This window comes from Streptomyces sp. NBC_01549, assembly GCF_026339955.1.
GTDB lineage: Bacteria > Actinomycetota > Actinomycetes > Streptomycetales > Streptomycetaceae > Streptomyces.
Genome location: NZ_JAPEPW010000001.1, coordinates 7,609,871 through 7,622,973, shown reverse-complemented (window position 1 = coordinate 7,622,973; position 13,103 = coordinate 7,609,871). Strand labels below are relative to the sequence as shown.

Sequence of the window (13,103 nt, the reverse complement as noted above, 5' to 3'; positions counted from 1 at the left end):
CGCAGAACCACGAACCATCAGCCGATCGGCAACCTGCTCCGCGTCGGCGTCCACAACTGATCAATCCCAGCTGCGATAGAGGGGTCCATGCCCGGTTTCTTCACAAGGAGGCGGACCAGGTCTCAGACCGACTAGAGCGACGGCGAGGCGGTCTCGAGCATAGGCCGGTATGCCCGCTTTTGAGACGACTCATAGCCGACGCCGCAACTGCTCCCGAGCCATCCTTACCGCATCGGTCTGCTCATTGCCTTGCGCGTGCCTTATCGGCGCGATTTACCTGAAAATGCACCTCGTCATGCTTCGTTCAGCAACTGGGTGACGACGCTTTCGATACCCAAGAAACTTTCCTCGCACCCCAAGGGTACGACCTCAAAGGTACGTTCAAGAAATACGCCAATTGCTTCCGCCGACGCGGCTACAACAAATCTTTCTCGACCCGAGCGAAACGAGATATACACGAGTGCACAATCAAGGATTTCGGAAGGCCAAACTTGGACATCACCGACACCGCTGAGCCGCTGCTCGCCAGCCAGCAGAAGCTCGCGTCCGAATTCCCACTCAACGGTCATATCGGTGTCCGCATTAAATACCATGAAAACCGAGTACGGCTCGCCACTTTCGTAGCGGAGATCTGTCGGGACCGGCAGATGCGCCTCCTCTTCGACAAGAGCCACGAGCGTTCGGCACGTCACAGGCTCGGGATGAATATCCACCCACCGTGCGTGGACATCTTTCCGGTATTTGCGATCTTTGCGAGTACACCCCAGATCGTCGTCACTCTCGAAGATTTTGCCACTCATCGATTCATCCCCTCCCGTTTTCTCGCCCCGATGGATACTGATCGGTATCCACTCAGAGCCATGAATTGCGCTACGGGTGGTTCGGTAGGTCGCCACTTGCTCCGGTAGATCGTGTTACTTATGCCAGGAATTCCCTGAGGTAAGCGGCGTCCCTGCTCAGCCCGCGCAGCGGGTTGGCCGCGGCGATCACCGGATAGCCGTCCCGCTTCAGCTTCTTGACGACGCCGTTCCAACTGGTGGAGTCGGCGAACGCGCCGTGGAAGAGAACGACGGTCGGCTTGCGGTGCTGCGAGGAAGTCACGGCCCCGGCGTTGTTCGGTTGTGTCCGGCTTCGTGGTAGTTGATCAGATGCCGTAGACGGCGAAGGCGTCGTTGTGGTTGAGGAGATCGCGGCGGGCGTGGGCGATGTTGGCTCGTCCGGCCAGGCGGAGCGTGCTGATGCCCAGGTTGCGGAAGCTGGCCAGTGCTCGGGGTGCGGTGCCGGTCCTGACCTGGGAGTTGTCCTCATGGAAGGTGACGTCCCGCACCCAGTGGATCTTGTTTTCTATGGACCAGTGGACCCTCTCGTAGTGGTTGAGGTGAGCGGGGCCTGCGAGGTGGGCGGGCAGGCTGGTGACGCCGAAGACGATCTCCTTCCCGGTCCAGGTTCCGTCGAGGCCGCCGGTGTCACGGCGCAGGCGGAAGACCTGTCCCGCGCCGGGGAAGAGGGCGTCGTCGGCTTGGGCGGTGCGGATCGTGCGACGCTCGGTGCGCCCGTGCCCACGGTCGTCCTCGGCCTCGGTGGTCTCGGTCCACTCGGCGTCGGTACCGGCCAGCAGCGCCTGGGCGGCGGCGCGGGCCAGCGGCTGGTTCCCCTTCAGGATCAGGACGTAGTGGGCGTCGAGCCGGTCCGTGATCAGGTGGGCGGTCTTCTTCGTGGTGTGCAGGGCGTCCAGGGTGAACACCCGGCCGGACAAGGCGAGTTGGGCCAGCAGCATGCGGGCCGCCTCGCCCTCGCCGCGCTTGTCCGGAACCTGCCTCTGGCCGAGGACCGCGCCGCTGGCGTGGTCGACCGCCCCGACCAGGAAGACCCGCCCCGATTCGGTGCGGGCGCCGGTCAGGGCCTTGCCGTCGAGAGCCGCAGCGGGCAGCAGCCCGGCCGGCGCCGGGTGTTCCACGGCCCGCTGGGCGGCGCGGCGCTGTTCGCGCTCGATGGGCCCCGGGGTGTCCGGGACCTCGGGCGTCGGTGCCTTTCCGGTCGCGACGTCGGCGACGTATGCGCAGGTCGCCGCGTCCAGCACGTCGGCATCCAGGTCGGCGAGCACGCGGCGGAAGGTGCGCTCGCTGGGCACAAGGTACTGGCCGGCCAGCGGGTCGTACCGGGCGCCGAGGCGGGCCAGTTTGACCTGCGGGGCGCGGGCGGACCACTGCCAGATCGCGGTCATGGAGTCACCACCGACCACCAGCGTCGCGCACGCGGCCAGCACCAGGATCACCACCAGGGGATGCCGCCGCCCACGCTCCGCACGCCGGTCAGGGACCTGCCGCAACCTGCTGACCAGCGCGGATTCCACTGCCACAGGGTCGGCGGCGAGCTCGGCCTCCCACAGCGCGAGATCGGTGAGCTGGCCAAGGACAGGGCTGATCAGGGAGGATGCGGACACGAGCGCGGCTCCTGAGACGATCTTCTGGCGTAGGAACCTGAAAGATCATCAGAGGCCGCGCTCGTCTGGCAACTCGCACCCCTCCCCCTGGGCAAACGACCCAAAACCCATCAAAGATCAACTACGCCGGGGCCGTGGCGAGGAAGTGGCTTCTTCGGAGCTCGCCGGGACGACCGATGCAGCGAAGAGTGCTGTGGCGACCGTAGCGGTGGCCATGAGGGAGAGAGGAGTCCGGGCATGTCGGTAAAGCGAACGATGGTTCATGAGGGGCCCTTTCGAGGCAGAGGTTTCGGCCGTGTCCGGACCCATGGACATGGCTGCGGTTGCTGCAGGACGCTGCCGTACGTCATGGAGAGGCAAGCCGGAGTCGGCGAGCGGTTAGGAGTTCCGGGACGCACCTGAAACGTGCTGCGGTCGCGGATTGGCTCGGCTCGTTGAATCGGCCGGCCTTCCGTGCACGGTTTGGCAAAATGCCAAGGCAACCGTGTGGATCGGCTCGCCCACAGTGCTCATCGTGACTGTGGGGTCGGTGAACAGTGTTCAGATGTAGCGGTTGAGCTGCGGGAAACCGTCAGTTGCCGTGCAGTGCGGTGTGCAGGGTGTGAATGGCCTGCCCGATCGCGGCTGTTGTGGCCTGGCTCAGCTTGCGGGCGTAGGCCTCGCCCTCGTCCCGCAGCACGTCGTTCTCGTCGACGATGACGAGCGCGGGCGGCAGGCCCCACAGCTCCTCCAGGCTCGCCCGCAGCGGCGAGGCGGTGATCTCCGCCCGCTGGGCGGGGTCGGTGGTGTAGCAGTCCCAGAACCAGGCCATGCCGACGTTGCCGAGGACCCAGCCGCCGCCGTGCCCGCAGAGGACGGCCGACAGCATGTCCTGGCCACCGACGGGCTTGACGATGCGTACCCGCACATCACCCACCTCGGCGGGCACCGTGATCCACTTCTCCTCCACGTCCAGCTTCGCCACCGGCGCCGCCTGCAGGTCGTCCAGGACCTTCCGGGCACCCTCCGGGCCGAGCTCGTACAGGAACGGCGGCTTGGCCGTCGCCTCCGCGAGCTCCTGCGCCGCGGGCTCAAGAACGGGCTTGGCCATCACTACCCTCCCTAGTGCTCTGACCGCGAAGGTTCACCGGGTTGCCGTTCGCGGTGCGGGACTTGCGCGCGGTTGGATGTGTACCGACATCCAATCTGGTGCGTGGAGGCGCGGTGGCAGAGCCAGTCAAGGTCCGCAGACTCGACCAGCCCTTCACCCGCTGGTCCATCCGCAAACTCGCCGCCTATCTGCGCAAAGTCCACGGCAGGGTGATCCGCATCGGCCGTGAGGCTCTGCGAATGCTACTGGCCCGCCGCGGGGTCACCTTCCAGCGCACCAAGACGTGGAAGGAGTCAACCGACCCCGCCCGCGACGCCAAGCTCGACCGGATCGAGCACGTCCTGGAGCACTTCCCGGACCGCACGTTCGCCTTCGATGAGTTCGGCCCGCTGGGCATCCGGCCCACCGCAGGATCCTGCTGGGCCCAACGCGGCCGGCCCGACCGGCTGCCGGCGACCTACCACCGCACCCCGGAACCTGTCAAAGCGATCAAGGCAGGTAGATCGTTCTAACGCTGTGCTGGGATCAGTGGGCCGTCTGGTGCCGGCTGGTTGATCCAGGCCGCTGCGGGGAGCTTGGGAGGCTCGGGTGGTTTGCGGACGAAGCGTTCGGGGTGCTTCGCGTAGACCGTCTGGAGGACGTCGGCACGCATCTCGCGGAGCTGCTCGGCGAGACCGAAGTGCACGTCGTAGGGCGTGTGCAGGCCGATCCCGGAGTGCCGATGCTCTTCGTTGTACCAGGTGAAGAACTGGGTGCACCACGCCCGGGCGTCCTCGAGGGATCCGAAACGCTCGGGAAAGTCGTGCCGGTATTTCAGGGTCTTGTACTGGCTCTCGCTGTACGGGTTGTCGTTCGACGTCTTCGGCCGCGAATGCGACTTGGTGACGCCGAGATGGGCCATCATCTGGGCGACGTTCTGCGCGACCATCGGGGACCCGCGGTCCGAGTGGATCGTCAACTGCCCTGGTTCGATACCGTACTTGGCGATCGACTCGGACAGGAACCGCTCGGCGAGGTCCTTGTTCTCGTGGGCGGCGATCATCCAGCCGACCGTGTAGCGGCTGAAGATGTCGATGATCGTGTAGAGGCAGTAGTAGACGCCCTTGACCGGCCCCTTCAGCTTCGTGATGTCCCAGCTCCATACCCGGTTCGGGCCCTCGGCGACCAGCTCGGGAACGGTCCGGGGCGGGTGGACGGCCTGGCGGCGGCGTTCACGGACCTCGCCATGCCGTCGCAGGAGCCGGTACATCGTCGACTCCGAGCACAGGTAGACACCCCGGTCCAGGAGCACCGCGTAGATCTCGGCGGGCGCCATGTCGGCGAACTCCAGGGAATGGAGCACGTCGAGGACCCGTATCTCCTCCTCGGGTGTGAGAGCGCGGGCGTGTCGGCGCCGTTCTGGCCGCGGCTTGGCCGGGGCGGGGCTTCGGCGGTGTTGGCGGTAGTAGGTGGCACGGCTCACGCCGAGAGCGGCGCATGCCTGGACGCGTCCGACCAGCCCGCTGAGCTCTTCAAGGGCCTGATTGCGGGCGGTGTTGAACGCCACGGCCGCGAGCTGGGCTTCGGTCACTGGTTCTTCTCGCCGTTCCGGGTCGGGGCGCTGTCCGTGGCGAACTGGTCGAGCAGCGCGGAGAGTTTTCCCTGGACCTCGATGACGGTGCGGGCCTTCGCGAGGTCGGCTTCCAGGCGGGCTTTCTCCGCCTTGAGCTTCTCGATCTCCTTGTCCCTGGGGTCCGCCTTCGGCCGTCCGGCCGACGCGGCGAGCGCGTCCAGGGCACCCTTGTCCCGCTGTTGCCGCCACGTCGTGATCAGCGACGAATACAGGCCCTCCCGCCGCAGCAGAGCACCCTTGCCCTTCTTGTCCAACGTCTCGTACTCCGCGAGGATCCTCGCCTTGTACTCCGCGGTATACCGGCGCGGACCGGCCGAACGGGCTTCTACCTGCGGATCAGGGGTCCCGTGGTCATTCGTGCTGGCCACCCGGGCACTACTCCTTCTCCGCCCTCGACTCAATGAATCATCCAGTATGCCTGACTCGATCTACTTTGACAGAGAGGGCCCACGGCATCACCTATTTCCACGGCTGCTACTCCGTCGGTGACGACACCCTGTGGGGCGTCAACCGCCGCCGCAAAGGCACGGCCAACACCCTCACGGCCCTGAAGTCGATCCGGGCCGCCCGCCCCGACGGCGCCCCGATCTACATCATCCTGGACAACCTCTCCGCCCACACGGGCAACAAGATCCGCCGCTGGGCGAAGAAGAACAAGGTCGAACTGTGCTTCACCCCGACCAACGCCTCATGGGCCAACCCGATCGAAGCGCACTTCGGACCGCTGCGACAGTTCACCCCTCGCCAACTTCCACCACCCCAACCACACCGTCCAGACCCGCGAGCTGCACCGTTACCTGCGCTGGCGCCGCCCGCCACCCCGACTTGCTGGCCGCCCAACGCCGCGAACGCGCCCGGATCCGCAGCGAGAAGGGCATCCGCTGGGGACGACGACCCCTGGCAACAGCGGCCTGATCATCACGGCGCCCCGGTCATAGCGGCAGACAGCCGCGCTGTCGATCACCTGACACGTGCGGCGATGGCCCGTGCGCACTCCATCGACTCGGCATGCGTGGTGTCCACCTCCAGGTCATAGACCACGCCCCGGTGGACCACATCCGCCTGGGACACGGCCATCCCGATGACCCGATCGCCTCGTGCGACCTCACGGCCTGCGGCAACCGCACCGTCACACCGGACGCCGACCCACAGCACCCGCAGGTCACGCAAAGTCTTCTGCCACCGCTGCTGCGAGTCCGCTCCGCCGAGGAAGACCTCATCGACGATGACCCGGGCGCCCGCACGGGCCATCGCGGCGACTCCCTCGATCCATGCCGCTTCCAGCGTCCGGAACTCCGGCCCGACGACCACCTCTCCGTCCGGAGCGAACTCGATCCCCGCATCCGACGCCTGCATGGACGCGGGCATCGCGTCAACCAGCGTGTCGGTCCCGAGAGCCAGCCACGGATCCGGCAGCACCGCCTGCAGACACCGGGCGATCCCGGACTTCCCGGAGCTGGAACCACCGTTGAGAACGATCACCTCAGTCATCACCGCGCCACAGTAGAGGCACCGCAGCAACCCCCGAAACGGATTTCCGCGAACGCTGCCGCCTCCTACAACCCGGTGAACCTTCCCGGTCAGAGCACTAGGTGTTCTGTCCACGGAGGTTGGTGACAGTGATCACGGTTGGGTGATCTTGAACGAGTGAGGGCCTTCCGGGTTCGGTGTGGATTGCGACGTCTACACACGAACGACAAGAAGGCCCTCATGCCCCACCGTAATGCACCCCTGACCGAGACCGGCCGCCTGCGTCTGGCCCGCTGCGTCGTCGAGGACCGATGGCCGCTCCGCCGGGCCGCGGAACGGTTTCAGGTATCGGTCACCACCGCTGCCCGCTGGGCGGGGCGTTACCGCCTGCTCGGCGAGGCGGGCATGGCCGACCGTTCCTCCCGCCCGCACCACAGCCCGCGCCGGACCCCGACACGCACCGAGCGCAGGGTCATCAAGGTCCGCGTCCTGCGCCGCTGGGGGCCGGCTCGTATCGCCTACCTCCTCGGGCTGAACCCGGCCACCGTCCACCGCATCCTGACCCGCTACCGCCTGTCCCGCCTCTCCCACCTCGACCGCGCCACAGGCCGGGTCATCCGCCGCTACGAACACCCGGCACCCGGCGACCTGGTCCACGTCGACATCAAGAAACTCGGCAACATCCCTGACGGCGGCGGCCACAAGGTCCTCGGCCGTCAGGCAGGCCGCAGGAACCGCGCCAACGCCGGCGTGAGCTACCTGCACAACGCTGTCGACGACCATTCCCGCCTGGCCTACAGCGAGATACTCACCGACGAGAAGAAGGAGACCGCCACCGCGTTCTGGCAGCGGGCCCACGCCTACTTCGCCTCCTGCGGGATCACCGTGCGGCGCGTCCTGACCGACAACGGCTCCTGCTACAAGTCGTTCCTCTGGCGCGACGCGCTCGCCGCAGCCGGGATCACCCACAAGCGAACCCGGCCCTACCGGCCCCAGACGAACGGCAAGGTGGAGCGCTTCAACCGCACCCTGCTCGACGAATGGGCCTACGCGACGCCCTACCGAACCGAGAGCGAACGACGCGACGCCTACCCGCACTGGCTGCACACCTACAATCACCACCGCGGACACACCGCACTCAAGGGCCAGCCACCCGCCAGCCGCGTCCCCAACCTCACGGGTCAATACAACTAGGTCGGCAGGCTTTTCCTGCTTCCCCTTCTAAGACAGGGCACCTGCTGCCGGTGTGACACACGCCCGGGAAAAGGCTGGCGACATCGATATGTGGATCATGGAGCGCACCGCGAAAGGGCACTGAAATTTCGCTCACGAGCTGTCCCGACAGCGGGCGGTTCAATTCGGGATATGAACTGGGCTCGGATCCACGACTGTTGCTTCGGCCAACGAGCTCGTGCACGGTTGGCTGGTGAGGCGTCGAGGAGTTCGCTTGGGCTCCGGTTTCACATCTGCTGAGCCGACGTCAGGTCCGCGTTCTGCTGACGGGACAGCAGGCCGGCGATGGCCTGCACCGTGTCGCTCATGGGCTTGCGGCGGCCGAGGTGGCAGGCCAGGGCTCGCCAGTTCTTGAGATGGAAGCGAGTACCAGAAGCGGTATCCGGAGGAGTTCAAGCGCGACGCGGTCGCGCTCGTAACCTCCTCGGGCCGGACGGTGACCGAGGTCGCCCGAGAACTCGGCGTCAGCTCGGGAGAGTCTGCGAGGCTGGGTGGAGAGGGCCGATGGAGCCTCACTCTCCCGGCGGGGGCGTCCGCACCGGCCGGAGACGCGCTTAGCCTTGATCCACCGACGTGGTCTGAAAATGATCTTCTGACTGATCCTGAGCCGGTTTCGGGGCGGTGATTGTGGGCGGGCAGGTGGCACCCGCTGGTCTGCCCAGCATTTCCACGTTGTTCGGTTCCGGTTGGGCCTTGGCGGGCGGGGTGGGCAGGGTCGTCAGGCGGGTCCGGGTGGGTCGTGGGCGGTGTCGAAAAGATGTGTCCAGGCGTGCTGCCAGGGCCAGTTGTGTGGCAGGTGCAGGGTGATACGCCGTGCGGAGCGGGCGATCCGGGCCGGAATCTGGACCAGGTGGGCACGGAGAGTGGCGGTGGTGGCCTTGGCGTGGAAGGCGGAGGTGAGCGCGCCGGTGGCCCGCAGCAGGTTGTAGGTCATGGCCCACAGGGTGAGCCAGGCGGCGTTGGCGTGGAAGTGTCCGGAAGGCAGGTGGGTCAGTGCGGAGGCTTTGCTGTCGGCGATGACCTGTTCGACCACCGCGTGGTGGCGGTGTTCCCGCTCGGCCTGGAGGGTGGGGGCGGGGTTGTCGGTGAAGAACGGGTGGTAACGCCAGACGGGGAACAGTTCGCCCTGCTCACCTACGACGGCGGGTTTGGCGAGGTCACGGACCCGGCGGACGATCAGCCGGGCGGTGACTTGCTCGCTCTTCTTGCGGCTCGCGAAGGCGGTGTAGGCGGGCATCTCGGCGACTTCGGCGTCCGAAATGAGTTCGCCGGTCTCGGGGTCTGGCACCGCGGTCGGGTAGGTGATCTGCTGCCATGCTTCGGTGGGAATGGCGAGGACGGCCCGTTTGATGGAGGGGTTCATGCCGGTGGTGATCGAGAAGTGGGCTCCGGCCCGGCGGCAGGCGGCGATCACACCGGCGTTGTAGAACTGCGAATCGGCGCGCAGGATGCGGGTGCCGGTGCAGCCGGCCTCCCGGGCGGTGGCCAGGGCTTCGCTGACGAACTTCGGGGCGCCGCGGGAGTCGGCTGCCTTGCCGCGGCGCATGCGGACTCCGGCGATCACCGGGCGGGAGCCGGGCGTGCAGATGGTGGCGAGCAGGGGGTGGAGGGTGCGGATGCCCTTGAACCGGCCGTACTCGGCACCCTGTTTGGCCCGGCCGTAGACCCGTTTATGGGTGGAGTCGACATCAATGAATGCCATCGCGTCGGCGCCGGGCAGCAGCGGGGTATGCGCGGCCAGCGCGCCAAGGAACCGGCCGTGAACGGCGTGCAGTTGGAGAGCGTGACCGTGGGTGAACGAGCGCAGGAACGTGCCCAGCGTGGACGGGGCACGAATGCCCGCGAACACGGCCGTCATCGCACCATGGCGCAGAACGTTCAGGTCGTCGATGCTGTCCGCACCTGCGGCCATGCCCGCGACGATGCTGGTGACCTTGGCGTCCGCCGCCGCCCCCGCGCTGTTGCTCGCGCCGGTCAGCTTCACGTTCTCGGCCACCAGACGCGAAAGACCGCCCCGCTCGGCCAGGCGCATCACCGGGACCAGCCCGGCATACGCGATCAGATTCGGGTCATCGAACGCAGCGGAGACCGCCGCCGATGTATGGGAAACTTTCATCTCGGAAGTGCCTTGCCGATCGTGCGTGCTGGAAGCCTGAAGAACTCCCATCATCGCAGGTCACAAGGCACTTCCTCGTTTTTCTAGCCGCTATCCACAAGACGCCGGCCGGTGGATCAAGGCTTAGTACGGCCGAGCGCGAGGAACTGAAGAAACTCCGCGGGCTCGCCGCCGAAAGGCCACAGCCTTCTAGTAGGGCTTTGTTAGGTCCTGTGGTGGGGTTCGGGTGTGGGGGCGGGGTGGCCGCATATCGAGCAGGCGCCGGTCCAGGTGGCCAGGATCTTCTGTAACGCGCGCAGAACCGCGTAGAGGGTCAGGCCGGCGCAGGGACTTTTGGGTCGAGGCGGAGCATGGTGTCAGAAGGCCTGGGCGAGGGCGGCCAGGGTCACGTGCCGGTGCCAGCCGAGGTAGCTGCGGCCTTCGAAGTGGTCCAGGCCGAGGCCGTCCTTGAGCTCACGGTAGTCGTGCTCGACCCGCCAGCGGATCTTGGCGATACGGACGAGTTCGCGTAGCGGGGTGCCGGCGGGCAGGGTGGAGAGCCAGTAGTCGGTGGGCTCGGCGGCGCCGGGTGGCCATTCGGCCAGCAGCCAGCACTCGGGCAGACTGCCGTCCAGATCACGGGGGATGTCGCGGTTGGCCGGGCGCACGCGCATGGCCACGAAGCGCGAGCGCATGTCGGCCCGTGGGTTGCGCGGACCGCTCTTGGTGCCCTGGCGCCAGGTGACGGTGCGGGCGGCGCCCCGCCCGGCGGCCAGGACGAGGTCACGCAGGGTGCTGTGCGGCATCGGGTAGGCGGGCCGGGGCGGGCGGCCGCGGCCGCTGTAGGGCGGACGCTCGGGCAACGCCTCACCGGGGTAGGCGGTGGTGGTTCCTTTGACGGCGACCGCGTAGGCGAGACCGCGTTCGGTCAGGCCCAGGCGGAAGCCGGTGGCATCGCCGTAACCGGCATCGGCGACCACCGGCAGACCGGGCAGTTCCCACTGGCCGCGGACCTCGTCGAGCATCTCCAGCGCCTGGCGCCACTTCTCCTTGTGGCGGACCTGGTCGGGGATGCCCGCCCGCTGGCGGCGTCGGCGGATCGCCTCGGCCAGCAGCGGGTCGTCCCCGGATGCGGCGTCGTCCCAGCTGTCGGGGATGAACAGCCGCCAGTTGACGGCCGCTGAGGCGTGGTCGCTGACCAAGTTGACACTGACCGCTATCTGGCAGTTTCCGCGCTTGCCCAAGGCGCCGCAGTACATCCGGGCCACCCCAGGGGAGTCGTACCCGTCCTTTGGGAAGCCCGTGTCGTCGATCGCATACGCCTCCGGGGTGATGTGCGCCGCTGCCCACCGCGAGACCCGGCGCCGCACCTCGACGTAGTCCCAGGTGGAGGAGGAGATGAACTGCTGCAGCTGCTGGTGGTCCACGCCCAGACGCTCGGCCATCGGCTGCATCGACTTGCGCTTGCCGTCCAGCATCAGCCCACGCACGTACAGCTCGCCCTTGGCCCGCTGGTCCCGGCGTTTCACCGTGCCGAGCATCTCGGCTGCGAACGCCTCCAAGCGGGGGCGGATCTCGTCCATCTCCTCAGGTGTCACACCTGACAGGACATCACGAGACTACCTCGGAACGATCAACCAGGGTACGTAACAAAGCCCTACTAGTGCTCGGGTCTATCATGATTTAGGTGTTTTTAGGCCCTTTGGCCTAGTGGTTTTTGGTTGGTCCGACTGGCTTATACCCGTCCGGCGGTAAGGCGGCCGTCGAAGAGCTGGTCGAACTCGTTCAATGCTGCCTTCCACTTGTTGTTCCAGCGTTTGCGTCCCCGGCCGGAGGGGTCGAGGGCGAGGGTGGCCAGGTAGATCCTCTTGAGTGCTGCCTGTTCGTTGGGGAAGTGTCCGCAGGCGGTGGCCGCGCGGCGGTAGCGGGCGTTGAGGGACTCGATGCTGTTGGTCGTGTAGACGACCTCGCGGATGGAGTCGGGGAAGGCCAGGAAGGGTACGAACTCGCTCCAGGCGCGCTGCCAGACGGTGGCGATCGAGCCGTATTTGTGGCCCCACTTGGCGTCGAACTCGTCGAGCCGCTCGCGGGCCTGGGCCTCGTTGACGGCGGTGTAGACGGGCTTGAGGTCGGCGGCGACCTCGGGCCAGTCCCGCCGGGAGGCGTAGCGCAGGCTCTGCCGGATCAGGTGAACGACGCAGCGCTGCACAACGGTTTGGGGCCACACGTTCGCGACCGCGTCCGGCAGAGCGGACAGCCCGTCACAGACGAGCATGAGGACGTCTCTGACCCCGCGATTACGCAGGTCGGTGAGGACTTGCTGCCAGAACTTGGCGCCCTCGCCACCGTCGCCGGCCCACAGGCCGAGGATATCGCGGTAGCCGTCGGCGGTGACCGCGATGGCCACGTAGATCGGCCTGTTGGCGACCTGCCCGTCCCTGATCTTGACGTGGATGGCGTCGACGAAGACGACCGGGTAGACCGCGTCGAGCGGGCGGGTGCGCCACTCGTTCATCGAGTCCAGGGCCTTGTCGGTGATCGTGGAGATCGTCTCCTTGGACGTCTTCATCCCGTACACCTCCTCAAGGTGCGCGACGATCTCCCCGGAGGTCATGCCGCGGGCGGTCAGCGAGAGCACCATCTCGTCCAGAGCACCGGTGCGACGGGCACCCTTGGGCAGGATGCGGGGCCGGAAAGTGCCCAGCCGGTCACGGGGGATCTGCAGCGTGATCGGCCCGACCTCACTCATCACCTTCTTCGTGCGATACCCGTTACGGCCGTTGCCGCCCGAACGCGAGCCCCGCCCGCCGCCGCGCTCGGCCTCGGCGGCCAGATGCTCATCCAGCTCGGCCTCCAGGGCGGCCTGCATCAGGTGCTGCGTGATCGCGGGCAGCAGACCGTCCTCACCGACCAGCCTCAGCCCACCACCGCGGACCCTGTCCTGGGCCAGCAGCGTCAGCGCGTCCAGCAGGTCCAGGCCCAGCCCGTCCACGGACTCCTGCGTTCTCCTCATGCCCGCACCGTCCGCGGCCGCCCCGTCAGTGGCAAGCGACACGCCGCCCACCGTCTCGAGAGAGTGAGTCTTCTGGATCGTCATCAGGTGTCCCTTCCGGTGAAGTTCCCACCTAATTCATGACACTCCCTAGTGCTCTGACCGGGA

At 67.0% G+C, this 13,103-nt stretch carries 10 protein-coding genes and 4 pseudogenes; 4 read left to right on the top strand and 10 right to left on the bottom strand.

Going from position 1 to position 13,103, the window contains the following annotated elements; translation table 11 throughout:
* Nucleotides 1-293: 293 nt before the first annotated feature.
* The 4 genes and pseudogenes from OG819_RS34220 to OG819_RS34205 form a co-directional block, all read right to left on the bottom strand.
* A complete protein-coding gene (locus OG819_RS34220) occupies nt 294-800 on the bottom strand; it encodes an SsgA family sporulation/cell division regulator (protein ID WP_266652474.1) in 507 nt (168 codons plus the stop codon).
* A 124-nt stretch (nt 801-924) separates the two neighbouring features.
* Nucleotides 925-1,101, bottom strand: a pseudogene (locus tag OG819_RS34215) (alpha/beta hydrolase); the annotation flags it as partial.
* A gap of 43 nt (nt 1,102-1,144) precedes the next feature.
* Nucleotides 1,145-2,443 carry an ISAs1 family transposase gene (locus OG819_RS34210; RefSeq protein ID WP_266652472.1) on the bottom strand — a complete coding sequence of 433 codons (1,299 nt, stop codon included), beginning with the start codon at nt 2,441-2,443 and terminating at the stop codon, nt 1,145-1,147.
* A gap of 571 nt (nt 2,444-3,014) precedes the next feature.
* Nucleotides 3,015-3,533 (bottom strand): alpha/beta hydrolase fold domain-containing protein, encoded by a 519-nt coding sequence (locus OG819_RS34205; RefSeq protein WP_266652470.1) that lies wholly within the window; start codon nt 3,531-3,533, stop codon nt 3,015-3,017.
* Between the two features lie 122 nt (nt 3,534-3,655).
* On the opposite strand from OG819_RS34205, the pseudogene OG819_RS34200 reads away from it, so the two are divergent.
* A pseudogene (locus tag OG819_RS34200) lies at nt 3,656-4,003 on the top strand (IS630 family transposase); the annotation flags it as partial.
* A 38-nt stretch (nt 4,004-4,041) separates the two neighbouring features.
* Here the strand turns inward: OG819_RS34200 and OG819_RS34195 are convergent.
* Together OG819_RS34195 and OG819_RS34190 are read right to left on the bottom strand one after the other, a co-directional pair.
* Nucleotides 4,042-5,103, bottom strand: a complete 1,062-nt coding sequence (locus tag OG819_RS34195; RefSeq protein ID WP_266623315.1) for an IS3 family transposase — start codon at nt 5,101-5,103, stop codon at nt 4,042-4,044.
* On the bottom strand, nt 5,100-5,513 hold the full coding sequence (locus OG819_RS34190; RefSeq protein WP_266623313.1) for a transposase: 414 nt from the start codon (nt 5,511-5,513) through the stop codon (nt 5,100-5,102). Before OG819_RS34190 ends, OG819_RS34195 begins: the two co-directional genes overlap by 4 nt.
* 80 nt (nt 5,514-5,593) lie before the next feature.
* Here OG819_RS34190 and OG819_RS34185 point away from each other — a divergent pair.
* A pseudogene (locus OG819_RS34185) lies at nt 5,594-6,060 on the top strand (transposase); the annotation flags it as partial.
* Nucleotides 6,061-6,105: 45 nt separating this feature from the next.
* Here OG819_RS34185 and cpt read toward each other — a convergent pair.
* Nucleotides 6,106-6,636: a chloramphenicol phosphotransferase CPT gene (gene cpt, locus OG819_RS34180; protein ID WP_266652468.1), complete on the bottom strand. Its 531-nt coding sequence runs from the start codon at nt 6,634-6,636 to the stop codon at nt 6,106-6,108.
* Nucleotides 6,637-6,855: 219 nt separating this feature from the next.
* Here cpt and OG819_RS34175 point away from each other — a divergent pair, with 219 nt between their 5' ends.
* Both OG819_RS34175 and OG819_RS59160 read left to right on the top strand, forming a co-directional pair.
* Nucleotides 6,856-7,809, top strand: coding sequence for an IS481 family transposase (locus OG819_RS34175; protein WP_266652466.1), 954 nt, complete (start codon nt 6,856-6,858; stop codon nt 7,807-7,809).
* A gap of 424 nt (nt 7,810-8,233) precedes the next feature.
* A pseudogene (locus OG819_RS59160) lies at nt 8,234-8,473 on the top strand (transposase); the annotation flags it as partial.
* 93 nt (nt 8,474-8,566) lie between these two features.
* Here the strand turns inward: OG819_RS59160 and OG819_RS34170 are convergent.
* From OG819_RS34170 to OG819_RS34160, 3 genes are all read right to left on the bottom strand, one after another.
* Nucleotides 8,567-9,964: an IS1380 family transposase gene (locus OG819_RS34170; RefSeq protein WP_266652464.1), complete on the bottom strand. Its 1,398-nt coding sequence runs from the start codon at nt 9,962-9,964 to the stop codon at nt 8,567-8,569.
* Between the two features lie 356 nt (nt 9,965-10,320).
* A complete protein-coding gene (locus tag OG819_RS34165) occupies nt 10,321-11,541 on the bottom strand; it encodes an IS701 family transposase (protein ID WP_266652462.1) in 1,221 nt (406 codons plus the stop codon).
* Nucleotides 11,542-11,678: 137 nt separating this feature from the next.
* Entirely contained in the window at nt 11,679-13,040 is a 1,362-nt protein-coding gene (locus OG819_RS34160) for an IS256 family transposase (protein ID WP_266647762.1), read from the bottom strand.
* Nucleotides 13,041-13,103: the final 63 nt, after the last annotated feature.

What these genes read in the sequence shown, in the direction of transcription:
- OG819_RS34220 (WP_266652474.1), bottom strand. Translation starts at nt 800, where the DNA reads ATGAGTGGCAAAATCTTCGAGAGTGACGACGATCTGGGGTGTACTCGC.
- OG819_RS34205 (WP_266652470.1), bottom strand. Translation starts at nt 3,533, where the DNA reads ATGGCCAAGCCCGTTCTTGAGCCCGCGGCGCAGGAGCTCGCGGAGGCG.
- cpt (WP_266652468.1), bottom strand. Translation starts at nt 6,636, where the DNA reads ATGACTGAGGTGATCGTTCTCAACGGTGGTTCCAGCTCCGGGAAGTCC.
- OG819_RS34175 (WP_266652466.1), top strand. Translation starts at nt 6,856, where the DNA reads ATGCCCCACCGTAATGCACCCCTGACCGAGACCGGCCGCCTGCGTCTG.
- OG819_RS34170 (WP_266652464.1), bottom strand. Translation starts at nt 9,964, where the DNA reads ATGAAAGTTTCCCATACATCGGCGGCGGTCTCCGCTGCGTTCGATGAC.
- OG819_RS34160 (WP_266647762.1), bottom strand. Translation starts at nt 13,040, where the DNA reads ATGACGATCCAGAAGACTCACTCTCTCGAGACGGTGGGCGGCGTGTCG.